Source organism: Micromonospora sp. FIMYZ51, assembly GCF_038246755.1.
Classification (GTDB): domain Bacteria; phylum Actinomycetota; class Actinomycetes; order Mycobacteriales; family Micromonosporaceae; genus Micromonospora.
The window spans coordinates 2,399,695-2,425,342 of record NZ_CP134706.1 but is presented as its reverse complement, the minus strand read 5'-3'; the positions used below and the strand labels follow the sequence as shown (position 1 = coordinate 2,425,342).

Here is a 25,648-nt window from a genome sequence, read left to right as displayed (position 1 = left end):
GTTAACGCCTCCGGTAGAGGAAGGGCCCCTTCTTAACATCCCGTTAGCTCATCCTGTCCGTCAGGACGTCCGGCGCACGGACACGACCCTCGGGTCTTCGGAGTAGCGGCGTGCGACGTCGTCGGCGTCGCCAGCGGTGGCACCGGGGTCGAAGAGCACCTCCAGGCACGAGGTATGCGGCCCGTCGGATCCGAAGCCGGCAATGAGGTGATCGGGATCGAAGTGGTGTCTCTCGCGGATCAGCTGGTCAACGGAACCTCCCGGCCGCACGCACACCACCGCCTCGGGCTGTCTACCACCCCAGGCCAGCGCAGGAGCCGATACGCCGATGGTGAGCACGAAGGCCAACCCCATACCGATCATGGTCGTCCGACCGCGCGCCGGCCGGCTGGCCGGCAGGGCCACCGCCGCCAGGGCGGTCAGGGCGTACGCCCACAGGGCCCGCTTGTCCGCCGTGTCATACAGGGCCAGCGCGACGATCCCGGCACCGATGGTGTGGGTGAGCAGGGCGACCAGCCGGAGTTCCGGCGAGCCGACCAGTGCCGCTGGGATCGCCGCAAGCACACCGAGCAACAGGAGAAGCACGACAAACCAGTACGCACTCCATTCGCGGCGCGCGTCCAGTGCGAGCAGCAACCAGGCAAACACCTGCCCGCCCACGACAACCGGTGGACGCAGCCGCGCCAGGAGTCGTACGACCACCGGTCGACCGTACGCGATGTCCGGCGCTGGCACAGACCTAGTCCGGGATGTCCCAGGCCGACACCTCGACCGACGTCGTACCGTCGATGGCCATGCCGACCACCTGGAGCAGGATGATCCGCCACGGCTCGCCACGGTCCCGCGCCGCCTGGTAGTCGGTGGTCAGGCACAGGGTGGCGTTCTTCCGGACCGGAATCGGATCACCCTTGGGAATCAGCTCGCTGCGGATCTTCTCGGCGCACTCCTTGGGCTCCATGCCGGGTGTGGCCGCCTCGCTACCGTCCACATCGTTCATCAGCAGGAAGGTCGTGGGCTCGGTACCGCAGCTCTGTCTGAACTGGATCTCGGCACCGGCTCTGTCGTTGAGGGCCCGCGGCTCATCCAGGTCGGCGTACATCACTCCAGAGGTCGAGCAGCTGGCCTTGAAGACCAGTGGCTGCTTCGCGTACTTCGGCTTGTACTCGGTCTGCTCGTTGAGCACCGGCGCCTCACCGGACGGGAGTGGCACGTCCGCCGACATCGAGGGCGACTCGACGTCGTCGCCGGGTGCCGGGATGGTCGCAGGTGGCGGGGAAGGCTCCGGCGGCCGCTGTTCGTTGAGGGCGATCGCCTTCGCGTCCCGGGCCTGGTCGAGCGCACGCCAGGCGACCAGCGTGGTGCCGAACGCCAGCAGCAGCGCCAGGGCCGCGACCGCGAGGGCCACCAGGGCAATCCGGTGACCGGGCGCCGCGCCTCGGCGGGCGGACGCGGGGCTCGCGCTGGCCGGACCGCTCGCCGGTGGGTTGGGCGGGGCCAGGCCGGGGTCGCGTGACTGGTCGCCACCGTACGGTTGGCTCACGGGAGCCACCTCCTGCGCTCAAGCGGAGAATGTCGCGGACAGTGGCGTTTATTGCAGAGATGATGTTCGACGACTATCACATTCACGACAGCGCGCTCGCGGAACGTCGTAATAATGGGCCGCCGGTGATAGAAGTTGTCACCGTCCACGCAGCAAAGGCCTCCGGGGGAACGACGTGGCGGCAACCGACGACCCGCAGGTGGCGGAGCGGCAACGCGGCGGGCCGGACGACGGGTCGGGGCGCGGACGCGGACGCGGACGGCGCACCGCCGGGGCGCTGGCCGCGCTCAGTGTCCTGTTCGCCGGCACCGGTCTTGCCCGCGACTACTTCGACGTGACCTGGCCGGGCAGCACGTCGAACGATCCGACGAGGTCCGCACCGACCGACGGCGGTGACTGGACGACCGGCACCACCGCGACCCGGGGCACGGCCGCTACGAACAGCCCGGCCGACGCGGCGGAGGAGGACCTCAGAGGTATGACCGTGCTGGGCGGTCGTACCAACCTCGCCGAACTGCCTCGGGAACTCGCCGGTCAGCCCGGGTACGAAAACTCGATCATCATCCGTTGCCCGGAGAACACGAGTCAGGACAAGTTCCGCGCGGTGGTCTACGAACTGGGACGACGGTATTTCCGCCTTACCGCTCAGGTGCGGCACCATTCTGCGGCGCCGAGTCGACCAGCCAAGGCGTACCTGGAGGTCTTTGTCTCCATCAAGCAGCCCGACGGCACGATCAACCGGCCGAGGCGGGGTGACCCGGTCGCTGCCTCGGGCACCGGGGCACCGCTCTCCGTCGACGTCGAGGATGCCGACGACGTGACGCTGCGGGTGCAGTGCGAGCGGCCGAGCGACCTCGTGGTGCTCACCGATGCCCGCCTGGCCGCCGACTGACCGACCGCTTGGCCGCCACTGACCGCCCGGACACGGACTGACCAGCCGGACACGGAATGGCCGCCCGGACACGGAATGGCCGCCCGGACACGGCTGACCGGCCGGACACGGCTGACCGCCCGGACACTGACTGACCGCCCGGACACGGAATGGCCGCAGACGTGGGCGGGCCGCCGGAGGAGGAATCCGGCGGCCCGCTGGCGGAGGAGAAGGCTAGCGCTAGGGTCAGTAGACGCTTACGCCGTACCGGCTCAGCACCGGCCCGACCGGCTGGAAGTAGGTGGTGCCGCCGGTCGAGCAGTTGCCGCTGCCGCCGGAGGTCAGGCCGAGGGCGATGGTGCCGCTGAACAGCGAGCCGCCGCTGTCACCCGGCTGGGCGCAGATGTTGGTCCGGATCAGGCCACGAACCTGACCCTCGGCGTAGTTGACAGTGGCGTTGAGGGCGGTCACCGAGCCGCTGCGTACGCCGGTGGTGCTGCCGGAGCGCTGCGCCGACTGGCCGACATAGGCGTTACCGGAAGCGGTGATGTCGCGGAAGCTGCCGTTGTACAGCGAGACGTTGCCCGGCTGCACGGTGCTCTGGTTGCTGTACCGGACGATGCCGTAGTCGCTGCCCGGGAAGACGCTGCCGGCACGCGAACCCAGCAGCGAAGTCTGCCCCGAGTTGCTGTACCAGTTCGCGGCGATGTTGGTGCAGTGCCCGGCGGTGATGAAGTAGTACGTGCTGCCGGCGCGCACGTTGAAGCCGAGCGAGCAGCGCCCGCCGCCCTGCGCGTAGATGGCCTGGCCGCCGGAGATCCGGGTGCTCAGCACACCGGCCTCGGCTTCGATGCGTACCGCCCCGTTGGTCCGCGCCGCAGCGGCCTTCACCCGCTCCAGCTTCGCGCCGGTGACGGTGCTGTCCACGGAGACGACGACCTGGTTGGTGGCCGAATCGACCCACCAGGCGGTACCGGGGATCGCGGCGGAACGGTCCAGTTCGGCGGTGGCCCGGTTCAGCTCGGCGGCACCGCGCTTGACGATCTTCGGGGTGGCACCGGCGGCGGCCACCTGGCGGGCCGCCACGCTGTCGGTCACCGCGACGACCATCTTGCCGGCGGCGTCGGCGTACGCACCGGCGGCGCGGTCGCCGAGTCGATCGGCGAGGGCGGACGCGGCGTCGGGTGAGGCGGACGCGGGCGCCGCCTGAGCCGGCGCGCCGGCCAGCGCGCCGGCCACCAGGGTTCCGGCGGCGGCGACGGTGACGACGCGGCGCAGCATTGACCTTGTGGGTCGCATGTAACAGCCTCCTGGATGGGGGTTGAGGACCCTGTCATGGCGACAGGGCAGGGGGCAACTCGGCCACCTGCGGAAACGGCCAAGCGATGGAAAGTATTCACATATTTAAGATCGTAGGCAAGACCCCTGTTTGCCCGTATTCACCCCTCGGCCACACGTAACCGCCCCGCAACATTGTGGATACAGAAGGTCATCTATACCCTCAGGTCACCGCCGTACGGCCCGGCAACCGCGAACCGGAGGCCACGATGACCCTCGCCCGACGCACGCTGGCCACCCTCGCCAGCGTCACCGCACTCCTGCTGCTGGCGACCAGCCCCGCCAGCGCCAACCCCGGCCCACCACCGACCTCGATGGCGAGTCTCGGCGACTCCATCACCCGGGGCTTCAACGCCTGCGGGTGGTACGTCGACTGCACCAGCCGCTCGTTCAGCACCGGCGACGACTCCGCCGTGAACAGCCACTACCTGCGCATCCGCCGGGTCAACTCGGCAATCAACGGCCGCAACCACAACGCCGCCCGCACCGGGGCGAAGTCCGCCGACCTGTACGGCCAGGCCGGCACCGCAGTCAGCCAGGGGGTCGGCTACGTGACGATCCTGATCGGTGCGAACGACGCCTGCACCAGTTCCGAGTCGACGATGACCTCGACGGCCACCTTCCGGTCCAACATCGACTCCGCGCTGAACCGGCTCAAGTCCGGCCTGCCGAACGCCAAGGTCTACGTGATCAGCATCCCGGACGTGCACCGCCTCTGGTCGGTCGGCAAGGGCAGCAGCAGCGCCCGTACGGCCTGGTCGCTCTTTGGCATCTGCCAGTCCCTCCTGGCCAGTCCGACCTCCACCGCGCAGGCCGACGTCGACCGGCGCAACCGCGTCCGGCAACGGGTGATCGACTTCAACGGCCAGCTCGCGGCGGCCTGCGCCGCCTACGGGTCGAACTGCAAGTACGACGGCAACGCCGTCTTCGGCTACCCGTTCACCCTCGCCCAGCTCTCCGGCTGGGACTACTTCCACCCCAACGCCACCGGCCAGCAGGTCCTGGCCACCGTCTCCTACCCCGCCGGCTTCGCCTGGTAGTAACCCCCGCCCCCTCCCCACCCCCACCCCACCCCACCCACCCCACCCCTCGCGATCTTGCACTTTCTGTCGCCGCAAACCGGGACTTATCGCCCGTAACGCCGACCGAAAGTGCAAGATCGCGGGAGCGAGGTGGGGGTGAGGCGAGGGCGAGGGTGGGGGTGAGGGTGAGGGTGAGGGGTGGGGGTGGGGGTGGGGGTGGGGGTGGGGTGGGGTGGGGTTAGTTCACCTGGGGTTTTAGGTCGGGGGTGGGGGAGCCAGGTGTCGGGGGTGGCGGGCAACTGGGTGCCGGAGCGGATGTCCTTCACCTCGTCGGCGGCGCCGTCGGCGCCGGGGAACCAGACGTAGGGGATGCCGCGCCGCTCGGCGTACCGGATCTGCTTGCCGAACTTCGCCGCGCTCGGCGACACCTCGGTCGGGATACCCCGGGAGCGCAGGTCGGCAGCGATCCGGTTGCTGGCCTCCCGCAACTCCTCGGCTGTCACCGCCACCAGCACGCAGGTGGGCACCTCCCGGGAAATCGACAGGGCCTTGGCACCGAAGAGCAGGCCGAGCAGCCGGGTCACCCCGATCGAGATGCCGACCCCGGGGAAGCGGACGTTCCCGGCACTGGCCAGATTGTCGTACCGGCCGCCGGAACAGACCGAGCCGAACCGCTCGTACCCGATCATCTGGGTCTCGTAGACGGTGCCGGTGTAGTAGTCCAGGCCACGGGCGATCCGCAGGTCGGCCACGCAGAGACCGGGCGCGTGCGCGGCGGCGGTCTCCACCACCCGGACCAGTTCCTCAAGGCCCTCGTCGAGCAGCGGGTGGCTCACCCCGAGTGCGCGCACCGCGTCGGCGAAGGAGGCGTCCGGCGCGGAGATCTCGGCAAGCGTCAGCACCGCCTTGGCCTGCGCCTCGTTCGCCCCGGCCGTGGTGGTCAGCAGCTCCGTCACGCCGGCCGGACCGATCCTGTCGAGCTTGTCCACGGCGCGCAGCGCCGCCTCCGGGTCGGTCAGCCCGATGCCCCGGTAGAAGCCCTCGCAGATCTTGCGGTTGTTGACCTGGATGCGCACCGGCGGGATCGGCAGCGAGCGCAGCGCATCGCCGATCACCAGCGGCATCTCCGCCTCGTGGTGTCCGGCGAGGGTGTCCCGGTCGACGATGTCGATGTCGGCCTGGAGGAACTCCCGGTACCGACCCTCCTGGGGGCGTTCCCCCCGCCAGACCTTCTGGATCTGGTAGCGGCGGAACGGGAAGTGCAGCTTGCCGGCGTTCTCCAGCACGTAACGGGCGAACGGCACGGTGAGGTCGAAGTGCAGTCCGAGGGTGTCGTCGCCGGCCGGGCCCTCCGGGTCGCCGTGCAGGCGCCGGATCACGTAGACCTCCTTGGAGGTCTCCCCCTTGCGCAGCAGCTGGTCGAGCGGTTCGACGGCCCGGGTCTCCAGCGGCGCGAAGCCGTACAACTCGAAGGTGGCGCGGATCCGGTCGAGGACGAACTGCTCGATCATCCGCTGGGCGGGCGTCCACTCCGGGAAGCCGGAGATGGGCGTGGGCTTGCTCATGATGCTCCGATCGGAAACCCGCACGCACGGCGCGGGAGAGCGTGGGTGCGGCCGTTACAGGCCACGGGTGGGGGCCGTCGGTCGCCCGCCGCCCAGCCCGACCACCTCGGCGAGGTACGGGTTGGTGGCGCGCTCGCGGCCGATGGTGGTCGCGGGGCCGTGGCCGGGCAGTACGACGGTGTCGTCGGCCAGCGGAAGGATCTTGTCCCGGAGGCTGTTGATCATCGTCGGCAGGCTGCCGCCCGGCAGGTCGGTGCGGCCGATCGAGCCGGCGAAGAGCACGTCACCGGAGAGGCAGATCTGCTCCGCCTCCCAGGGCGAGCCGGCGCCGGGCAGCCGGAACAGCACCGACCCGCCGGTATGGCCGGGTGCGTGGTCGACGGTGATCTCCAACCCGGCGAGGGTGAGCGTCGTACCGTCGGCCAGCTCGGCCACGTCCTCCGGCTCGGCGTAGGGCAGCCGGCCACCGAACATCTGGGTCAGATCCGCCGACAGCCCCTTGGTCGGGTCGGCCAGCAGCTCAAGGTCGTCCGGGTGCACGTACGCGGTGATCCCGCGCGCCCCGCAGACCGGTGCCACGGAGAAGGTGTGGTCGAGGTGCCCGTGGGTGAGCAGCACCGCGGCCGGATGCAGGCGGTGCTCGGCGAGCAGCGCGTCGAGCCGGTCGATCACCCCGATGCCGGGATCGACCACCACGCACTGTTCCCCCGGCCCGGCGGCGACCACGTAGCAGTTGGTGCCGAAGGCGTCCGCGGGAAAGCCGGTCACGAGCACGTCTGCTCCCCTTTCCGTCGGTACTGTCGTCTCCGCCGCAGCCTAACCGGCACCCGAAGCGCTGGATCGCGCATCCGTCCCAGCGGCACCAGAGGACACTGACGCACCCCGATACACATCGACTGCGACCTCGTACACCACTTTCCCAGCCGGTACCCGTACACTCTGGCGGGCGTGTGGCGTGGCGCACCTGCCGCCCGACGGGTACGCGACCACCGGCTGACGACCAAGGGTAGAGGAAGGGGAGCACGGGTGGCTTCCAGCAGGGACCGGCAGCGCAAACTGGCGCGGGCCAAGCTCGACCGGCAACTGGCCCGCCGGGCCGCCGCCGCCAAACGTCGTCGGCAGATCCGCGCCGGCGTCGGCACTGTCCTGATCCTCGTGCTGGTCGTGGCCGGTTCAGCCTGGGCGCTCGGCGCGTTCGACTCCGAGCCGACGGACACCAGCGCCGCCGACGAGGTCTGCCTCTGGACCCCGCAGAACACCGAGGGCAACAGCAACCTCAAGGACGTCGGCCAGCCGGCCACCAGCGGGCTGCCGGTCACCGGCACCCGGCCGATGACCGTGGTCACCAACCAGGGCTCGCCGATCTCCATCGAGCTGAACCTGGCGGATGCCCCGTGCGCCGCCGCGAGCATCGCCCACCTGGCGAGCCAGTCGTTCTACGACAACACGAAGTGCCACGAGATCCGGCCCGAGGGCGCGCTGCGCTGCGGCGACCCGAGCGGCACCGGGCTGGGCGGCCCGACGTACTCGTTCTACAGCGAGAACCTGCCCACCGCGCCGGAAGCGTCGCCGGAGGCCAGCCCGGCCCCGGACGCGCCGCCGACGTACCCGAAGGGCACGGTCGCGATGATCTCGAACCCGCCGGGCGCCAACGGCAGCCAGTTCCTGATCTTCTTCAAGGACCACACCCCGACCGAGGAAGCCCAGTACCCGATCATCGGTCGGGTCACCGAGGGACTCGACGTCGTGGAAAAGATCGGCGCCCTGCCGACCGTGGACAATGGGGCTGGGGAGAAGGTCAAGCCGGAGAAGGACGACGTGGTCATCCAGAGCCTGACCGTCGGTGAGCCGGTGCTGGATCCGGCATCGCCCGCCGACTCCACCCCCTCGGGTACGCCGAGCCCTGCGGCTTCCGGCGCGCCCGAGGCCAGCGCGAGCGCCAGCTGACCAGCGGATCCCAGCACACAGCAGCGGCATCCACATAACGTCCAGGAGGATCGAGGCGTGACGTCCACCAGAGAGCGGCAGCGCGCGGCGGCCCGCGCCCGGCTCGAGAAGGAGATGGCCGAGCGGGCTGCCCGGGCCCGCAAGCGCCGCCAGACCCAGGCGGTGGTGGGGGCCGGCGTGGTCCTGCTGCTGGTGGTCGCCGGCACAGCCTGGCTGGCCAGCAACCTGATCGGCGACGACAGCGGCACCGACAACGCCGCCCAGAACGCGGACACCGTGCAGTGCGACTGGGTCGAGATCCCGGCGGGTGAGCGGACCCCGACGACCAAGGACGTCGGCATGCCGGACGCCCAGCAGAGCCGGGTCGGCACCCAGACCATGACGATCAACACCAACCTCGGCCCGATCACCGCCCGGATCAACCGGTCGGCGGTGCCCTGCACGGCGGGCAGCTTCGTCCACCTCGCCGAGCAGAACTTCTTCGACAACACCAAGTGCCACCGCCTGGTGACCGAGGGCATCAAGGTGCTCCAGTGCGGTGACCCGAGCGCGACCGGCAAGGGCTGGCGGGACAGCGACGGCACCGGTGGCCCGAGCTACCGGATGGCCGAGGAGAACCTGCCGACCGAGATGCGACCGCCGTACCCGGCGGGTGTCATCGCGATGGCCAACTCGGGTCAGCCCGCCAGCACCGGCAGCCAGTTCTTCATCGTCTACGGCGACTCGCCGCTGGACCCGAACTACACGGTGCTCGGCACGATCACCGGCGGCATGGACATCGTCGAGGAGGTCGCCAAGGCCGGCGACGACGGCGCGTTCGCGCAGCAGGCCGGTGGCGGTCACCCGAAGAAGGAGGTCGTCATCACCGACCTCACCATGACCGACGCCTAGCACCCCGTACCGCACGTAGCGCCCGCCGGCCCAGCCGGCGGGCGCTACCGCGCTCAGGGCCTCTGCGGTCCGGGCCGCTCTGCGTTCAGGAGCCGGAGGTTACGCGGTAGGCGTCGAAGACGCCGTCCACCTTGCGGACGGCGGCCAGCAGGTGACCCAGGTGCTTCGGGTCGGCCATCTCGAAGCTGAACCGGCTCACCGCCACCCGGTCACGGGTGGTGGTGACGGTGGCGGAGAGGATGTTCACCCGTTCGTCGGAGAGCACCCGGGTGACGTCCGCGAGCAGCTTGTGCCGGTCGAGGGCCTCCACCTGGATCGCGACCAGGAAGGTCGAGGCGGAGGTGAGCTTCCAGTTCACCTCGACCACCCGTTCGCCCTGGGCGCGCAGATCCTCGGCGTTGGCGCAGTCGTCGCGGTGCACGCTCACGCCGCCGGAGCGGGTCACGAAGCCGAAGACCGAGTCCGGCGGGACCGGGGTGCAGCAGCGGGCCAGCTTGATCCACACGTCGCTGACCCCACGGACCACCACACCCGGGTCGTGGCTGTTGGCCCGGCTGCGCGGCGGCCGGGTGGCCACGGCGGTCTCGGCGATGTCCTCGGCCGCGCCCTCCTCGCCGCCGTAGGTGGCCATCAGCTTCTGCACCACGGACTGGGCGGAGACCTGGCTGTCGCCGACCGCCGCGTAGAGCGACGCCACGTCGGCCAGGTGCAGGTCACGGGCGATCGCCATCAGGTTGTCGGAGGTGAGCATCCGCTGCAACGGCATGCCCTGCTTGCGCATCGCCTTGACGATCGCGTCCTTGCCCTCCTCGATCGCCTCCTCGCGGCGTTCCTTGTTGAAGTACTGCCGGATCTTCGTCCGCGCCCGGGGGCTCTTGACGAAACCCAGCCAGTCCTGCGTCGGGCCGGCGGTGTCGGACTTCGAGGTGAAGATCTCGATCACGTCGCCGTTGGAGAGCGTCGACTCCAGCGGCACCAGCTTGCCGTTCACCCGCGCACCGATGCACTTGTGCCCGACCTCGGTGTGCACCGCGTACGCGAAGTCCACCGGCGTCGACCCGGTCGGCAGCGGGATGACGTCGCCCTTCGGGGTGAAGACGTACACCTCCTGGCTGGACAGGTCGAAGCGCAGCGCGTCCAGGAACTCGCTCGGGTCCGCCGCCTCCCGCTGCCAGTCCAGCAACTGCCGCAGCCAGGTCATCTCGTCGATGTGCGCCGGCGGACCGACGATCTGGGTGCCCTTGTGCTCCTTGTACTTCCAGTGCGCCGCGATGCCGAACTCCGCCGTGCGGTGCATCGCGTACGTGCGGATCTGCATCTCCACCGGCTTGCCGGTCGGCCCGATCACCGTGGTGTGCAACGACTGGTACATGTTGAACTTGGGCATGGCGATGTAGTCCTTGAACCGGCCCGGTACCGGCTGCCAGTTCGCGTGGATCACCCCAAGCGCCGCGTAGCAGTCCCGCACCGTGTCGACCAGGATCCGCACACCCACCAGGTCGTAGATGTCGTTGAAGTCGCGGCCCCGCACGATCATCTTCTGGTAGATCGAGTAGAGGTGCTTCGGCCGACCGGTGGTCTCCGCCTTGATCTTGGCGGCCTTCAGGTCCGTCTGCACCTTCTGCGTCACCTGCCGCAGCAGCGCCTCCCGCTGCGGCTGGTGCTCCCCGATCAGCCGGTTGATCTCCTCGAACCGCTTCGGGAACAGCGTGCCGAAGGCCAGATCCTCCAGCTCCCACTTGATGGTGTTCATACCGAGGCGGTGGGCCAGCGGAGCGAGGATCTCCAGCGTCTCCTTGGCCTTCTGTTCCCGCTTCGGCGCCGGCAGGAAGGAGAGCGTACGCATGTTGTGCAGCCGGTCGGCCAGCTTGATCACCAGGACCCGGGGGTCCTTGGCCATGGCCACCACCATCTTGCGGATCGTCTCGGCCTTGGCCGCGTCACCGAGCTTGACCTTGTCCAGCTTGGTGACGCCGTCGACCAGCAGGGCCACCTCGCCACCGAAGTCCGCGCGCATCTGGTCCAGGGTGTACTCGGTGTCCTCGATGGTGTCGTGCAGCAGCGCGGCGACCAGGGTGGTGGTGTCCATGCCCAGGTTGGCCAGGATTGTCGCCACCGCCAGCGGATGGGTGATGTAGGGGTCCCCGGACTTGCGGTACTGACCGGAGTGCCAACGCGCCGAGGTGTCGAAGGCGCGCTGCAACAGCCGCGCGTCGGCCTTGGGGTGATTCTCCCGGTGTGACGCGATCAGCGGCTCCAGCACCTCACTGACCTGCGACGACTGCCATGGGGCGTTGAACCGCGCCAGCCGCGCCCGAACCCGGCGGCCGGTGGGCGCGTTGGACAGGCCGAAGCCACTGCTCGGCGAGGGGTCACCGGTGGTCTCGGCGGCAGCGACGTCGGCACCGACGGCCGTACGTGCCAGATCGCTGCTGGGCCGGACCGTGCCGGATCCGCCGCCCGGCGCCGGGGCGGCGCTGTTGCGATCGGTCACCGAGCCGTCCGCGTCGCCTGTCGGGTGCACCGTGCCCTCCACCGGAGGGGCGACATCGTGGGACACCGGCCTCCTCACCGCTCGCCGGAATGAAACCGACCGTCCGCCGGCCGGCCTGGGTCTCGCGCCGCTCGGACGGGCGACCGTCCGTCTCAGCAATGGGCAATGCTACCCGCACCGGAGGTGCGCTGCCGCTCCGCCGGACGGACCGTGCCGGCTCCGCCCCGTGGCGGCGTCGTCTCAAACGGTCAACAGGGCATGGACCGGACGCGGTGCCAGTCGGTCCCGCCCACCGAGGAAGGACAGCTCCAGCAGCACGGTGAAACCGGCCACCGTGCCACCGGCCCGCTCCACCAGATCCAGGGTCGCCGCGGCGGTGCCACCGGTGGCGAGCACGTCGTCGACCACCAACACCCGGTGCCCGGCCGTGAAGGCGTCCTGGTGCACCTCCAGGGTCGCCTCGCCGTACTCCAGGGCGTAGGAGGCGGCGTAGGCGGGCCGGGGCAGCTTGCCGGCCTTGCGGACCGGCACCACACCGACCCCGGTGGCGTACGCGATGGCCGCAGCGATCACGAAGCCACGCGCCTCGATGCCGACCACTGTGTCGAACGAGTCCCGTCCGTGGTACGCGACGATCCCGTCGATCACGTCCCGGAAGACGTCCCCGTCGGCGAAGAGCGGCATCAGGTCCTTGAACATGACGCCGGGTTTCGGGAAATCGGGCACGTCGAGCACCCGGCTGGCGACCAGCCGGGCCACCTCCGGGCCGCTGTCTCCGCGTACCCCGGTGCTGTGGGTCTCCGTCACGGCGGTTCCGCTCCCCTTCCACATGTCGACGGCGTCCGGCGCGCTGCTCGCACAGCATGCCGGACGCCGTCGGGTCCGTTCCTACCGGGTCGTCACCCGGTGTGCCTCAGCGACGCTTTCCGCCGCCGGGCCGGTTGCCGCCGCCACGGGGACGTCCGCCCCGGGCCGCGCCGGAGCGCTTGCCGGCCGGACGGGCACCCACCTTGGGCGCGGCGGCACCGGCCAGGGCACCGCTCTCCGCCGACACCGGCTCCTCCGCCGCCTCCTCCTCGTCCGGCTGCTCGGCCGGGCGGGGGCGGCGGACTTGCCGGCCCGGGTGGCCGGCACCTCGCCGCGGGCCACCGCGCCGCGCCGGGCCTCCACCCGCTTGTTGTGGGCCTGGATCCGCGGGTCCTGGTCCTTCAGCACCGTAAGCAGCGGGGTGGCCAGCAGGATCGAGGTGAGGAACGCCATCGCCATACCGACGAAGAGCACCAGGCCGAGGTCCTTCAGGGTGCCCGCGCCGAGCAGGCCGGCCCCGATGAACAGGATGCCGCCGACCGGGAGCAGGGCCACCACCGAGGTGTTCACCGAACGCATCAGGCTCTGGTTGACGGCCAGGTTGGCCGCCTCACCGTAGGTCTGGTTGTTGTTCGCGGTGATTCCTCTGGTGTTCTCCTGGACCTTGTCGAAGACCACCACCACGTCGTAGAGCGCGAAGCCCAGAATGGTGAGGAAACCGATGATCGTCGACGGGGTCACCTCGAACCCGACGATCGAGTAGAGGCCGGCGGTGAAGACCAGGTTCATCACCAGGGCGAAGAGCGCCGCGACGGCCATCTGCCACTCGAACCGGAAGATCAGGTAGGTGGTCACCACGCCGAGGAAGATGACCAGACCGAGCAGAGCCCGGTTGGTCACCTGACTGCCCCACGCCTCGCTTACCCGGTTGGCGCTGATCTGCGCCGGGTCGATGCCGAACTGCTCGGCCATCGCGAGCCGGGCCGCCTCGGCCTGCGGGGCGTCGAGCTGGGTGGTGCGCAGCTCGTAGAACTCGCCGCCGCCACCGCCGACCTGCTGCGCGGTGACCACGTGGGCGCCCTCGGCGCTCAACACCCGGTCCGCGGTGGCCTCCGCGTCCTGCATCGTGCCGACGCTTGTGGGGATCTGGAACGAGTTGCCGCCGGCGAACTCGATGCCCAGGCTGAACCCCTTGATCAGGATGCTGCCCAGCGCGAGCATCACCAGCACGGCGGCCACGGTGAACCACATCTTGCGCCGGCCGACGATGTTGAGGCCGGCCTCGCCCCGGTAGAGCCGGCTCGCCAGAGAATTCTCAGCAGCGGCCATCTCAGGCCTCCTTGACACGCGGGTTGCGGGACTGCGCCGACTCCGACCGGGGCGGCAACACCCGGCCGAGACCGCTGACCCGCGGGGACAGGAATGCCCGACTGCGGGCGAGCATGGTCATCATCGGGTGCCGGAAGAGGAAGACCACGACCAGGTCCAGCACGGTGGCCAGACCGAGGGCGAAGGCGAAGCCCTTCACCGTGCCGACCGAGACGATGTAGAGCACCAGGGCCGACATGATCGTGATCAGGTTCGCCGAGATGATCGTCCGGCGGGCCCGGACCCAGGCCCGGGAGACCGCGCTGCGCGGGCTGCGACCCTCGCGGATCTCGTCCTTGAGTCGTTCGAAGTAGATGACGAACGAGTCCGCCGCCACACCGAGCGACACGATGATGCCGGCGATGCCGGCGAGGGTGAGCGTGAAACCGATCTGCCGGCCGAGTACCACCAGGGCACCGAAGAGCAGCAGGGCGGAGAGCACCAGGCTCGCGAAGATCACCGAGCCGAGCAGCCGGTAGTAGAAGAACGAGTAGATGATGACCAGCAGCATGCCGATGCCGGCCGCGAGCAGACCCGCGCGCAGGTGGCTCTCACCCAGGGTGGCGGTGACGTTCTGCGACTCCTGCGCCTCGAAGGTGACCGGCAGGGCGCCGTAGCTCAGGTAACCGGCCAGCTCGCTGGCCTCGGCGTTGCTGAAGTTGCCGGTGATCTGCGAGTTGCCGGTGAGCACGCCCTGGATCTGCGGCGACGAGATGATCTCGTTGTCCAGCACCACCGCGACCCGGCACTTGCCCTCGTCGCCGAGCGCCGAGGCGTCACACGCCTGGCCCTCGTTGTTGAACGCCTCCCGGGTCAGCGCGGTCCACTTGTCCTGGCCGGAGCTGGTGAAGTTGAGGCTCACCACCCACTGGCTGGTCTGGTCGCGCACCGCGTTGGCGTCCGAGACGTCGGTGCCGAGCACCTTCGCCTGGTCCAGCAGGTTCTTCGCGTACCCGCCCTCGCAGGCGACGACCTGCTCCTCCGGGTTGGAGATGGAGGCCGGGGGCCGGTCGTCGAGCTGCACACAGCTGATGGTCGGCACGTTGAACTGCATCTGCGCCGGCAGCACCGCCACCTCGCGGCCGGTCAGCTCGCCGAAGGGCTTGAGCTTCTCGGCCAGCGTCGGGTCGGCGCTCAGATCGGCAGGCGCCTGCAAGCCGTTCGCGGCGGCCCAGGCCTCCGCGCCGACCTTCTGCTCGACGGCCCGGCGCTGCTCCTCGATGCTCTGCGGCACCGGCTGCTCGCTTGCCGTCGGCGACGGGGCGGCGCTCGGCGTCGCGCTCGGGCTGGGCGTCGGCGCACCGCCGCCCTGGCCACCCGCCGACGGCGAGGCGCTGGCCTCGGCGTCCGGGGCGGGGCTCGCGGTGCCGGACGGGGTGCCCGACGGCGTCGGCTCGGCGGTGCCGCTCGGGCTCGGCGCCGGCGACGGGATCGCGCCGCTGCCGTCGACGATCTTCAGGACCTTACGGAACCGCAGCTCAGCGGCGCTGCCCACCTCGCTGAGGTCACGGTTCTCGCCGGGCAGGGAGACGACGATGTTGCGGTCGCCCTCGGTGACCACCTCGGCCTCGGCCACACCGTACGCGTTGACCCGGCTCTCGATGATCTGGCGGGCCCGCTCCAGGTTGTCCGACGTCGGGGCCCGACCGTCGATGGTGTTTGTCGCCTCCAGCGTCAGCCGGGTGCCGCCGACGAGGTCGAGACCGAGACGGGGTTCGAGCCGGTCCTTCCAGCCGCCACTGGCGCCGCCCGAGAAGAACACCAAGATATAGAGGACGACGAGGATGCCCGCGAGGACGGCCAACTGCCGTCCCGGGCGCATCTGTCCCTGAGGTGGTGCCACGGCTGTCCTGTCTCCCTGTACGGTCGCGCCGCCGCGGGCGCGGCGGTCCTTCTATCCAGTTGTCTCACCACGTCGGCGCGGGATCCGAAGCTCGCCTCGCGTCGGCGTTCGCCCGCCGGGGACGCGTACGGGCGATCCCACCCGGTCCGAGCGAACCGGGTGGGTGTGGGGCTTACTCCTTGACGGCGTCGGTTTCCTCGGCCGCCGGCTCGACGGGGCGCTCCGCCTTGGTGACCACCCGGGCGATCGCCGGGCGGGCGTAGCGGGTCTGCACTCCGGGGGCGACCTCGAGCAGGACGCTGTCGTCCTCGACACCGGTGACCGTGCCGTACAGCCCGCCGATGGTGACCACCTCGTCGCCAGCGGAGAGACCGGACTGCATCGCCTCGGCCTCGCGGCGGCGCTTCTGCTGCGGACGGATCATCATGAAGTACATGACGCCGAAGAGCAGCGCGATCATGAGGATCGGGGTGAAGCTCCCCGCTCCGCCGCCTTCTGCTGCCTGGTAGAGCACGGTTGTCGACCTTCCCATTGGCCTCCGCCGGCATGTGAGCGCCGGAGCGGAGGCGGATTTTCACATCCTGTACAGACCGCGGCGAGTCTAGTCGCTCTATCTGGGAACGCCGAACGCCGCACAGATCACGAACAGATCACGGCTCATCGGTGTCCATCGAGAAGAGATCGGGCGCGGAAGGTGCTTCAGTGCCAAATGTACCATTCGGCGGCGTACGCCCCAGGTGCCGCCAGCCGGCCTCCATGGCCACCCGGCCGCGCGGCGTACGGGCCAGCAGACCGGCCCGCACCAGGAATGGCTCGCAGACCTCCTCCACCGTGTCCGGCTGCTCCCCCACCGCCACCGCCAGAGTGGAAAGGCCGACCGGGCCGCCCCGGAAGGAGTCGACAAGCGCGGTCAGCACCGCCCGGTCGAGCCGGTCGAGCCCGAGCGCGTCCACGTCGTACACGGTCAGCGCCGCGCGGGCGGTCTCCACGGTGACCACCCCGTCGGCGCGTACCTCGGCGAAGTCCCGCACCCGGCGGAGCAGGCGGTTGGCGATCCGGGGCGTGCCCCGGGACCGGCCGGCGATCTCCGCCGCCCCCTCATCGGTGATCGGTACGCCGAGGATGCCCGCCGAGCGGCGCAGCAGCACCTCCAACTCGTCGGGGGCGTAGAAGTCCAGGTGGGCGACGAACCCGAAGCGGTCCCGCATCGGGCCGGTCAGCAGGCCGGAGCGGGTGGTGGCACCGACCAGGGTGAACGGCTCGACATCCAACGGGATGGCGGTGGCACCCGGCCCCTTGCCGACCACCACGTCGACCCGGAAGTCCTCCATCGCGCTGTAGAGCAGCTCCTCCGCCGGCCGGGCGATCCGGTGGATCTCGTCGATGAAGAGCACGTCGCCCTCGGCGAGGCTGGTCAGGATCGCGGCCAGGTCACCGGAGCGTTCGATGGCCGGGCCACTTGTCACCCGGATGCCGGTGCCCAGCTCGGCGGCGACGATATTGGCCAGGGTGGTGTTGTGCACGACCAGGTCGTTCACGGTGAATGTGTGGTCACCGTTGACTGTCAGACACCGGCACTCGTGCAGGCCGACCGGCTCCACGGAGACCACTCGGTCAGCCGCCAGCCGTTCCTCGAACCGATCCCGGCGCGGCGCCCACTCCGCCAGCCTCCGGCCCCGCTCACCGAGCACCGTGACTCGCTGCACGAACCTGGCCACATCGTCCTGGCTGGTGATGCTGAGCCGCCACGACTCGTGCGGCCTGCCCTGGTAGCGGCCCCGCTTGAGCTTCAAGCGCGACTGCACGCCCAGCCGGAGCAGCAGGTGTTGCACGTCGGCGAGAAGTTCCCGGGACACGCTGTAGTACTCGACCACCACGTCGTACCGGTCGCTGCCTCGGCGACTCACCGTGCCGTCACAGGCGAAGTAGGCACCGAGGAAGGCCGACACCTGCCAGGTGTCACCCCGGAACACGAACGCCGGGACCCGCTTGGACCAGGCGTTCTTGCCGAGCAGACCGTGTTCGGAGAGCCAGGGCAGCAGCCCCGAGATGCGGATCAGCGAGCTCCGGGCACTGTTCGGCCGGGTGGTGTGGCCGTACCCGAGGTGATCGCAGGTGGACCGGAAATCGGCCAGCACGTCATCGTCACCACCGGTGAAGGTCACCTGGTTGGTCGTGCAACCGTCGCCGACGAGGTACCCGGCGAGCCGGTACTCCGCGGTGCTCTCGGTGCCGTCGGCGACGAGTTCCGGTGTCAGAACGTTCGCGACGAAATCCCGGTCGGTCAGATCACCTGCCTTGACCCACCCCTCCGGCGTCCAGAAGGGGTGATCCGGGGCGGCCACCACCTCCCGTCCGCTGGCCGTCCGGATCCGGACACAGTCCAGCTCGCCCTGCTCGTGCACGGCGGCGACAGTCGCCCCCGCACCGGTCCGGCTGATGACACGATCTCCCACGACGATGTCACCGAGACGCCGTCGAGTGCCGTCCTCCAGCAGCACCAGGGCATCCACGGAGACCGGCTTACCCAAGCCGGGCGGCCCGGAGAGCAGAATGTGGTCGGGTGGCGAGCCGCGCCGCATCGCACCCTTCAGCAGCAGGTCGAGCTGGTCGCGGACCCGGTGCTGGGCGATGAACTCGTCAAGTCGCTTCGGCCGGACGCTTACCTCCGCGTCCCGCTCCGCGTCGCTGACGTACGCCGAGACCAGGTTGCTCTCGGAGGCGGTCATCGGGTCCGACCCAGCAGCCGGATGGCCTGCTTGAGCAGCACCGGCACCGGCGGGGTGGGACCGTCGACGGTCTCCGCCACGGCGGCCACCGCCTGGTCGGCCTGCCCGGCCGTCCAGCCGAGCCCGATCAGCGCCTGGCGGACCTGCTCGGGCCAGGCGCCGCCGGTGACCCCGGCCGCGCCGTCGGCACCGACGGGGACCGGGCCGATCCGGTCGCGCAGCTCCAGCACCAGCCGCTCGGCACCCTTCTTGCCGATCCCGGGCACCCGGGTCAGCGCCGCGGTGTCGGCGTTGGCGATCGCCTTGCGTACGGCGTCCGGGGTGTGCACGGCGAGGACCGCCTGGGCCAGCCGGGGGCCGACCCCGCTGGCGGTCTGCAACAACTCGAAGAGCGCCTTGGCGTCGTCGTCGGCGAAGCCGTAGAGGGTGAGCGAATCCTCCCGGACGACGAGGCTGGTGGCCAGCCGTGCGGACTGGCCCACCCGCAGCTCGGCGATGGTGCCGGGGGCGCACTGCACGGCCAGCCCGACCCCGCCGACCTCGATCACCGCGTGGTCCGGACCGGTCGCGGTCACCACGCCACGCACACTGGCGATCATCTCGTTCCTCCTCGTCGTACCCGGTCGGCCGCGGCGGCCAGCTTCGAGCGCGTGCCACCGCGCCACACGTGGCAGATGGCCAGGGCCAGGGCGTCCGCGGCGTCGGCCGGGCGGGGCGGCTCGGCCAGCCGCAACAGCCGGGTGACCATCGCGGTCATCTGCGCCTTGTCGGCCTGGCCGGAGCCGGTCACCGCCGCCTTCACCTCACTCGGGGTGTACGTCTGCACCGGCAGTCCGGCGCGTGCCCCGGCGAGCACGGCGATCCCGCTGGCCTGCGCGGTGCCCATCACCGTACGCACGTTGTGCTGGCTGAACACCCGCTCCACGGCCACGCTGTCCGGCCGGTGCTCGGCGACCAGGTCGGTGAGGGAGCGGTCCAGATGCAGCAGGCGCGCCGGCAACTCGTCGGCCGGATCGGTGTACACCACGTAGTAGGCCACAAGCGTGCACGGTCGCCCGGGCACCCCCTCGACCACACCGACCCCACACCTGGTCAGCCCCGGGTCGACGCCGAGCACCCGCACGCGCCCCTCCTCCCCGCCGCCCCGGGCAGCACATGTGTTCGACACCCTACCGAGCCGAGGACACCGCCGCGTCCCGGGACACGCCCACAGCCGTGTGGTGTCCGTACCGACCACAGAGTGTGGTGGGAGTATGTGCCGCGACCCCATGTGCGCCCGGCCACACAGCTCGTAGTTTCATGCGCCATGACGGCAGAACCCGTGGCGGTCCCCCACGTCGTGAACGTCGACCTCGCCGGTCGTACCGCCCTGGTCAGCGGCGGCGGCAGCGGCATCGGCCGGGCCTGCGCCCTGCGGCTGGCCGCGGCCGGCGCGAGTGTGCTTGTGGTCGACCGCAACGTGGCGGCGGCCAAGCTGGTCGCCGCCGAGGCCGGCGGCCGGGCCGAGGGAGTGGACCTGGCCGACCCGGCAGCGGTCGAGCGACTCGACACCGACGTGGACATCGTGGTCAACAACGCCGGCCTGCAACACGTCGCCCCGGTGCCGGAGTTTCCGGTCGAACGCTTCGAGTACATCCAGCGGGTGATGGTCGAGGCACCGTTCCTGCTCGTCCGGCGGGCGCTGCCGCACATGTACGCGCGCGGCTGGGGCCGGATCGTCAACATCTCCTCGGTGCACGGGCTGCGCGCCTCGCCCTACAAGGCCGCGTACGTCTCGGCCAAGCACGCGCTGGAGGGACTCTCCAAGGTGGTGGCGCTGGAGGGCGCGGCGCACGGCGTCACCGCCAACTGCATCAACCCGGCCTATGTGCGTACCGCGCTGGTGGAGAGCCAGATCGCCGACCAGGCGGCCACCCACGGCATCCCGGAGACCGAGGTGATCGAGAAGATCATGCTGGCCCGGGCGGCGATCAAGCGGCTGATCGAGCCCGAGGAGGTGGCGGAGCTGGTGGCGTACCTCTGCTCGCCGCCCGCCGCGTTCCTCACCGGCGCCTCGATCGCACTCGACGGGGGCTGGACGGCGAACTAGTGTCCCCCCGCACAATGTCGGTCATGTCCTCGCCGGTGGAGTTCCTGGAACTGCTCGCCCGGGAGGCCGCTGCGGTCGAGTTCGAGGGTCCGCTGGTCGCCGCCCGCTCCGCCGGGCTGAGTGCCGACCGGATCGCCGAGCTGGAGCGGGCCAAGACCGTGGCGCTGCGGGTCCGCGCGCTGCTGGAGCGGCGGCGCCGCCGGGAGAGCGAACTGTCCGGCCTGTACGACACGGTGAGCGACCTGGCCGGGCTGCGGGACCTGGACGAGGTGCTGCGGGCGATCGTGCACCGGGCCCGGCACCTGCTCGGCGCCGACGTCGCCTACATGACCCTCAACGACGCCGAGCGCGGCGACACATACATGCGGGTCACCGACGGCTCGGTGTCGGCCCGGTTCCAACGGCTGCGGCTGCCCATGGGTGCCGGGCTCGGTGGCCTGGTGGCCCAGTCGGGCGCGCCGTACGTGACCGCGAACTACCCGGAGGACGAGCGGTTCCACCACACCCGGGAGATCGACGCCGGGGTGGGCGAGGAAGGGCTGGTGGCCATCCTCGGGGTGCCGCTGCGGCTCGGTTCCACGAGCATCGGCGTGCTCTACGCGGCGAACCGTTCGGCCCGGCCGTTCGCCCGCGAGGAGGTGGCGCTGCTGCTCTCGCTGGCCGCCCACGCCGCCGTGGCGATCGACACCGCCCGGCTGCTGGCCGAGACCCGGGCGGCGCTGGAGGAGTTGTCCGCCGCAAACACCACCATCCGGGCGCACAGCAGCTCGGTGGAGCGGGCCGCGGCGGCGCACGACCGGATGACCGCGCTGGTGCTGCGCGGCGGTGGGGTGGAGGACGTGACGGCGGCGGTGACCGACGTGCTGGGCGGGTCGCTGCTGGCGTTGGATGCCGAGGGCCGGCGACTGGCCCGGGTCGGCGAGATCGACGAGCCGGACCGGGCGGACATCGTCGAGGCGGTGGCCGCGTCCCGGACCGAGGGGCGCAGCGTACGCCGGGGGCCGCTCTGGTACGCCGCCGTGGTGGCCGGCGCGGAGAACCTGGGCGTGCTGGTGTTGCACCCCGAGGGCGAGTTGGCCGACGCCGACCAACGGATCCTGGAACGGGCTGCCCTGGTGACCGCGTTGCTGCTGCTGTTCCGGCGGACCGTCGCCGAGGCGGAGGGCCGGGTCCGGGGCGAGTTGCTCGACGACCTCATCGCCCGGCCGCTGCGGGACACCGACGCCCTGCACGGTCGGGCCCGCCGCCTCGGCGTCGACCTGGACGCCCCGCACGTGCTGGTGGCCGTCGGCGAGGACGCCATCGCGGCAACCGGTTCGGCCCGCCAGCGGGTGCTCTCCTGGGCCACCACGTACGCCTCGGCCCGGGGCGGGCTGGCCGCTGCGCGCGACGGCCGGGTGGTGCTGATGCTGCCCGGGCAGGACGCCGGTGCCAGCGCCCGCGCGGTGGCCCGGGACCTGGCGCGGGTCACCGGCCGGCCGGTGACGGCCGGGGCGAGCGGACCATCCACCGGGCCCGAGTCGCTGGCCGCCGCGTTCCGGGAGGCCGACCGCTGCCTGACCGCGCTTGGCGCGCTGGGCCGGGCCGGGCAGGGGGCGAGCAGCGCCGAGCTGGGCTTCGTCGGGCTGCTGTTGGGCACCGTCTCCGACGGCGGGGAGGCGGACGTACGCCGCTTCCTCACCGCCACCCTGGGTCCGGTGATCGAGTACGACGCCCGGCGCGGCACTGCCCTGGTCCGGACGCTTGAGGCGTACTTCGGGGTGGGCGGCAGCCTGGCCCGGGCCGCCGAGCAGCTGCACGTGCACGTGAACACGGTGACTCAGCGGCTGGAACGGGTCGGGCAGCTGCTCGGCGCGGACTGGCAACGCCCGGACCGCGCCCTGGAGGTACAGCTCGCGCTGCGCCTGCACCGGCTCCGTACCGCCGACAGCTGACCTGACCGCGCTCGCTGCCGGGCTCGCTCAGCGCCGGCGGGGTCGCTCAGCGCCGGCGGGGTCGCTCAGCGCCGGCGGGGTCGCTCAGCGCTGGCGGGGTCGCTCAGGGCTTGCCGTAGTGCTCGCGGGTCTCGCGGATCGCCGCCTCGGCCGCCGCGCGCTCCTGCGGGGTCACGCCCCGCTTGGCGGCGATCTGCGCCCGGAGCAGCTCCACGGCGATCGGCAGCACCGAGATCGCCACGATGGCGATCAGGATGAACTCGATGTTCGTCTTGACGAACGGGACCTGACCGAGGAAGTAGCCGAGGACCGTCACGCCGGTGCCCCAGAGGATGCCGCCGACGATGTTGTAGGTGACGAAGGTGCGGTAGTTCATCCGGCTGACCCCGGCGACGATCGGGGTGAACGTCCGCACGATCGGCACGAACCGGGCCAGCACGACCGAGCGGGCGCCGTACTTCTCGAAGAAGTCGTGCGCCTTGAGCAGGTTCTCCTGTTTGAACAGCCGCGAGTTCGGGCGGCGGAACAGCGCCGGGCCGACCTTGCGGCCGAACAGGTAGCCCACCTGGTCGCCGGTGATCGCGGCGATGGTGATGAGCAGGCACACCAACCACAGCGGATAGGTGATGTAGCGTCCGTCGGCGACGAGCAGCCCGGCGGTGAACAGCAGCGAGTCACCCGGCAGGAAGAAGCCGATCAGCAGGCCGGACTCGGCGAAGACGATGGCCAGGATGCCGAGCAGGCCGAACGTCGAGATCAGGTGTTCCGGGGAGAGCCAGTCCGGTCCGAGAGCCAGGGTGGTGACAGGCGTCGACACGACGGACCTCCGGTGAGTGTGGCGAGCCACCCCAGGGCTCGAGACGCCCGTAGTCTACGGCCGAATCGGACCCGCGCGGGCAAAGCCGGCCGGCCGGACGCCGAGCGGGCAAAGCCGGGCTTGAGCGCGGCGCCACCGGTCAGCGGGCGCGGATGCCCGCCAGGACCCCATCGACGACCTTTTCGGGCAGGCTCGCCGCGTCGAGGTCGGGATTCCAGTTCATCAGCCGCTGGATGAGCATCGGTCCGGTGAGCATCGCCATGGCCACCTCGACGTCGAGGTCGGCCCGGAGTTCTCCGGTGCGGATGCCTCGGCGCAGCACCTCCCGCATCGCCGCGCGGCGGGGCTCGATGATGTTCTGGTAGAGCACGTAGTGGTCGGGGCTGCGCTGCACCTCGGGCATCAGGCACGGCATGATCTTCGCCGCGCGCGGGTCGATGTGGTGCCCGACCGCACCGACCAGCAGGATCAGGTCCTCCCGCACGGAGCGGCCGGCCGGCTGCGGTGGATCGCCCTTGAGCGTACGCAGGGCGTCGTGCAGCAGGGCGTCCTTGCCGGGCCAGCGGCGGTAGATGGTGGCCTTGCCGACCCCGGCCCGCGCGGCGATCGCCTCGATCGAGATCTCCCCGATCGTGCTGCCCTCGGCGAGCAGGTCCAGCGTGGCCCCGATGATCGCCTCGGCGGCGCGGGTGCTCCGCGGCCGGCCGGGCGACCGCGGAGCATCCGTCGTGCCAGTCATTGCGCCATTCTCGCCGATGTCAGGACGCACCGGCCAACTCGGGCTCGCCGGCGGGTGCCGGCACGCCGGCACCGGACCGGCCCGGCAGCCAGCGCAGCGCCACCAGGATGCCGGCCGCCGCGACCAGCGCGGCCAGCGCCGCCGACCAGTGCATCGCCGAGACGAAGGCGTCGTTGGCCGCCGCGACCAACTCCGGCGCCGCCGGCCCGAGCTGACCGGCTGCGGCGTACGCGCCGGAGATCGACTCGCCGGCCGCCCCGCGTGCCGCCGGTGGCAGGTCCGCCAGGGTCGGGTCGATGCCGGCCCGGTAGCCGGCCGCCAGCACCGAGCCGATCACCGCGACCCCGAGCGCGGCGGCCACCTGCCGGATGGTGTTGCTCACCGCCGAACCGACACCGGCCTTCTCCCGGGGCAGCGCGGACATGATCGACTCGGTGGCCGGCGGCATGATGTTGGCCATCCCGGTGCCCTGGAGGAAGAAGACGACAAGCACCACCCAGATGGGTGTGGCCGCGTCGACGAGGGCGAACGCGCCCAGCGACACTGCGGTCAGGATCAGCCCCACCACCGAGACCGCCCGGGCTCCGTACCTGCGCACCATGGTGGCGCTGCGCGGGGCGAAGGCGAGTTGGGCGACCGCGAAGGGCAGGAAGACCAGGCCGGTCTCCAGCGGGCTGTAGCCGCGCACCAGTTGCAGGTAGAACGAGCTGAAGAACATCACGCCCATGGCGGCGAAGAAGACCAGCCCGATCATCGCCACCGGCGCGGCGAAGCGGGGCACCCGGAACAGTCGTACGTCCAGGGAGGGGTGGCTGCTGCGCCGCTCGTACTCGATGAACCAGGTCAGCACCGCGACGCCGCCGAGGATGGCCACCCAGACCAGCGGCCGGCCGAAGCCGTGCTCGCCGCCGTCGATGATCCCGTACGTCAGGGCGACCAGGCCGACCACCGAGAGCAGTACGCCGAACACGTCGACCCGACCGGGCTCCGGGTCCCGCGACTCGGGCACCAGCAGCGCCACCAGGAGCACGCCGAGCGCGACGACCGGCACGTTGATCAGGAAGACCGAGCCCCACCAGAAGTGCTCCAGCAGCAGGCCGCCGAGGACGGGGCCGATCGCCACCGCCAACCCGACCGCGCCGGCCCAGACCCCGATGGCCCGACCGCGTTCGCGCGGGTCGAAGACGTTGGAGATGATCGACAGGGTGGCCGGCATGATGGCCGCGCCACCGACCCCCATCAACGCGCGGGCCGCGATCAGCTGGGCCGGGCTCTGCGCGTACGCCGAGAGCAGCGACGCCAGACCGAAGAGCACCAGCCCGATCAGCAGCATCCGGCGCCGCCCGGCCCGGTCGCCGAGCACGCCGAAGGTGAACAGCAGCCCGGCGAAGACCAGGGTGTACGAGTTGATGGACCACTCCAGTTCGCCCTGGCTGGCTCCGAGACCGCGTACCGGGTCGGCGAGGGTACGCAGCGCGACGTTGAGAATCGTGTTGTCCAGGACGACCACGAGCAGGCTGATCACCAGCACTCCGAGGATCGCCCACCTCCTCGGATGTCCCGTGTTCTCATTCGGTGACATTTCCGGCACCCTCTATTTTCGATACGGTTCCGTCCGTAATCACCGCTGAGCCTAGGCTCGCCATTAGCGATA

Annotated in this window: 20 protein-coding genes and 4 pseudogenes; 6 read left to right on the top strand and 18 right to left on the bottom strand. The window is 70.8% G+C overall.

Features of this window, described 5'->3' with window-relative positions:
- Positions 1-60 precede the first annotated feature (60 nt).
- Both QQG74_RS11820 and QQG74_RS11815 read right to left on the bottom strand, forming a co-directional pair.
- Entirely contained in the window at positions 61-702 is a 642-nt protein-coding gene (locus tag QQG74_RS11820) for a hypothetical protein (RefSeq protein WP_341720333.1), read from the bottom strand.
- Positions 703-739: 37 nt separating this feature from the next.
- A complete protein-coding gene (locus QQG74_RS11815) occupies positions 740-1,540 on the bottom strand; it encodes a hypothetical protein (RefSeq protein WP_341720332.1) in 801 nt (266 codons plus the stop codon).
- Positions 1,541-1,715: 175 nt separating this feature from the next.
- Between QQG74_RS11815 and QQG74_RS11810 the strand changes: the two genes are divergently transcribed.
- On the top strand, positions 1,716-2,432 hold the full coding sequence (locus QQG74_RS11810) for a hypothetical protein (RefSeq protein WP_341720331.1): 717 nt from the start codon (positions 1,716-1,718) through the stop codon (positions 2,430-2,432).
- 225 nt (positions 2,433-2,657) lie between these two features.
- Here QQG74_RS11810 and QQG74_RS11805 read toward each other — a convergent pair whose 3' ends face one another.
- Positions 2,658-3,710 carry a S1 family peptidase gene (locus tag QQG74_RS11805; protein WP_341720330.1) on the bottom strand — a complete coding sequence of 351 codons (1,053 nt, stop codon included), beginning with the start codon at positions 3,708-3,710 and terminating at the stop codon, positions 2,658-2,660.
- A 248-nt stretch (positions 3,711-3,958) separates the two neighbouring features.
- Between QQG74_RS11805 and QQG74_RS11800 the strand changes: the two genes are divergently transcribed.
- Complete coding sequence (locus tag QQG74_RS11800; protein WP_341720329.1) at positions 3,959-4,789, top strand: SGNH/GDSL hydrolase family protein; 831 nt, start codon at positions 3,959-3,961, stop codon at positions 4,787-4,789.
- A 220-nt stretch (positions 4,790-5,009) separates the two neighbouring features.
- Here QQG74_RS11800 and hisS read toward each other — a convergent pair.
- Positions 5,010-6,336, bottom strand: a pseudogene (gene hisS, locus QQG74_RS11795) (histidine--tRNA ligase).
- Positions 6,337-6,390: 54 nt separating this feature from the next.
- Positions 6,391-7,110, bottom strand: coding sequence for an MBL fold metallo-hydrolase (locus QQG74_RS11790; protein ID WP_341720328.1), 720 nt, complete (start codon positions 7,108-7,110; stop codon positions 6,391-6,393).
- A 252-nt stretch (positions 7,111-7,362) separates the two neighbouring features.
- On the opposite strand from QQG74_RS11790, the gene QQG74_RS11785 reads away from it, so the two are divergent.
- Together QQG74_RS11785 and QQG74_RS11780 are read left to right on the top strand one after the other, a co-directional pair.
- Positions 7,363-8,283 (top strand): peptidylprolyl isomerase, encoded by a 921-nt coding sequence (locus QQG74_RS11785; RefSeq protein WP_341720327.1) that lies wholly within the window; start codon positions 7,363-7,365, stop codon positions 8,281-8,283.
- A gap of 57 nt (positions 8,284-8,340) precedes the next feature.
- The gene (locus tag QQG74_RS11780) at positions 8,341-9,174 is read left to right on the top strand and encodes a peptidylprolyl isomerase (protein WP_341720326.1); all 834 of its coding nucleotides are present in this window, start codon (positions 8,341-8,343) and stop codon (positions 9,172-9,174) included.
- A gap of 85 nt (positions 9,175-9,259) precedes the next feature.
- Here the strand turns inward: QQG74_RS11780 and QQG74_RS11775 are convergent, their stop codons facing one another.
- The 10 genes and pseudogenes from QQG74_RS11775 to ruvC form a co-directional block, all read right to left on the bottom strand.
- Positions 9,260-11,710, bottom strand: a complete 2,451-nt coding sequence (locus QQG74_RS11775) for a bifunctional (p)ppGpp synthetase/guanosine-3',5'-bis(diphosphate) 3'-pyrophosphohydrolase (RefSeq protein WP_341721210.1) — start codon at positions 11,708-11,710, stop codon at positions 9,260-9,262.
- 198 nt (positions 11,711-11,908) lie between these two features.
- On the bottom strand, positions 11,909-12,475 hold the full coding sequence (locus tag QQG74_RS11770; RefSeq protein ID WP_341720325.1) for an adenine phosphoribosyltransferase: 567 nt from the start codon (positions 12,473-12,475) through the stop codon (positions 11,909-11,911).
- A gap of 106 nt (positions 12,476-12,581) precedes the next feature.
- Positions 12,582-13,804, bottom strand: a pseudogene (secF, locus tag QQG74_RS11765) (protein translocase subunit SecF).
- A 1-nt stretch (position 13,805) separates the two neighbouring features.
- The gene (gene secD, locus QQG74_RS11760) at positions 13,806-15,686 is read right to left on the bottom strand and encodes a protein translocase subunit SecD (protein WP_341720324.1); all 1,881 of its coding nucleotides are present in this window, start codon (positions 15,684-15,686) and stop codon (positions 13,806-13,808) included.
- Positions 15,687-15,858: 172 nt separating this feature from the next.
- Positions 15,859-16,200: a preprotein translocase subunit YajC gene (yajC, locus tag QQG74_RS11755; protein ID WP_341721209.1), complete on the bottom strand. Its 342-nt coding sequence runs from the start codon at positions 16,198-16,200 to the stop codon at positions 15,859-15,861.
- A 136-nt stretch (positions 16,201-16,336) separates the two neighbouring features.
- Positions 16,337-17,392 carry a Holliday junction branch migration DNA helicase RuvB gene (gene ruvB, locus QQG74_RS11750; protein ID WP_341721208.1) on the bottom strand — a complete coding sequence of 352 codons (1,056 nt, stop codon included), beginning with the start codon at positions 17,390-17,392 and terminating at the stop codon, positions 16,337-16,339.
- Positions 17,393-18,031 (bottom strand): annotated as a pseudogene (locus QQG74_RS11745) (LAGLIDADG family homing endonuclease); the annotation flags it as partial.
- Between the two features lie 96 nt (positions 18,032-18,127).
- Positions 18,128-18,415 (bottom strand): annotated as a pseudogene (locus QQG74_RS11740) (hypothetical protein); the annotation flags it as partial.
- Positions 18,412-19,014, bottom strand: coding sequence for a Holliday junction branch migration protein RuvA (gene ruvA, locus QQG74_RS11735; protein WP_341720323.1), 603 nt, complete (start codon positions 19,012-19,014; stop codon positions 18,412-18,414). The gene ruvA and the pseudogene QQG74_RS11740, both read right to left, overlap by 4 nt.
- The gene (gene ruvC, locus QQG74_RS11730; RefSeq protein ID WP_341720322.1) at positions 19,011-19,538 is read right to left on the bottom strand and encodes a crossover junction endodeoxyribonuclease RuvC; all 528 of its coding nucleotides are present in this window, start codon (positions 19,536-19,538) and stop codon (positions 19,011-19,013) included. Before ruvC ends, ruvA begins: the two co-directional genes overlap by 4 nt.
- 183 nt (positions 19,539-19,721) lie before the next feature.
- Here ruvC and QQG74_RS11725 point away from each other — a divergent pair, with 183 nt between their 5' ends.
- Together QQG74_RS11725 and QQG74_RS11720 are read left to right on the top strand one after the other, a co-directional pair.
- Complete coding sequence (locus tag QQG74_RS11725; RefSeq protein ID WP_341720321.1) at positions 19,722-20,504, top strand: 3-hydroxybutyrate dehydrogenase; 783 nt, start codon at positions 19,722-19,724, stop codon at positions 20,502-20,504.
- A 14-nt stretch (positions 20,505-20,518) separates the two neighbouring features.
- The gene (locus QQG74_RS11720) at positions 20,519-22,438 is read left to right on the top strand and encodes a helix-turn-helix domain-containing protein (RefSeq protein ID WP_341720320.1); all 1,920 of its coding nucleotides are present in this window, start codon (positions 20,519-20,521) and stop codon (positions 22,436-22,438) included.
- A gap of 103 nt (positions 22,439-22,541) precedes the next feature.
- On the opposite strand, the gene QQG74_RS11715 is transcribed toward QQG74_RS11720, so the two are convergent.
- The 3 genes from QQG74_RS11715 to QQG74_RS11705 form a co-directional block, all read right to left on the bottom strand.
- Entirely contained in the window at positions 22,542-23,255 is a 714-nt protein-coding gene (locus QQG74_RS11715; protein WP_341720319.1) for a VTT domain-containing protein, read from the bottom strand.
- A gap of 139 nt (positions 23,256-23,394) precedes the next feature.
- Complete coding sequence (locus tag QQG74_RS11710; RefSeq protein ID WP_341720318.1) at positions 23,395-23,994, bottom strand: TetR/AcrR family transcriptional regulator; 600 nt, start codon at positions 23,992-23,994, stop codon at positions 23,395-23,397.
- A 19-nt stretch (positions 23,995-24,013) separates the two neighbouring features.
- Positions 24,014-25,576 (bottom strand): MFS transporter, encoded by a 1,563-nt coding sequence (locus QQG74_RS11705; protein ID WP_341720317.1) that lies wholly within the window; start codon positions 25,574-25,576, stop codon positions 24,014-24,016.
- Between the last annotated feature and the right edge of the window lie 72 nt (positions 25,577-25,648).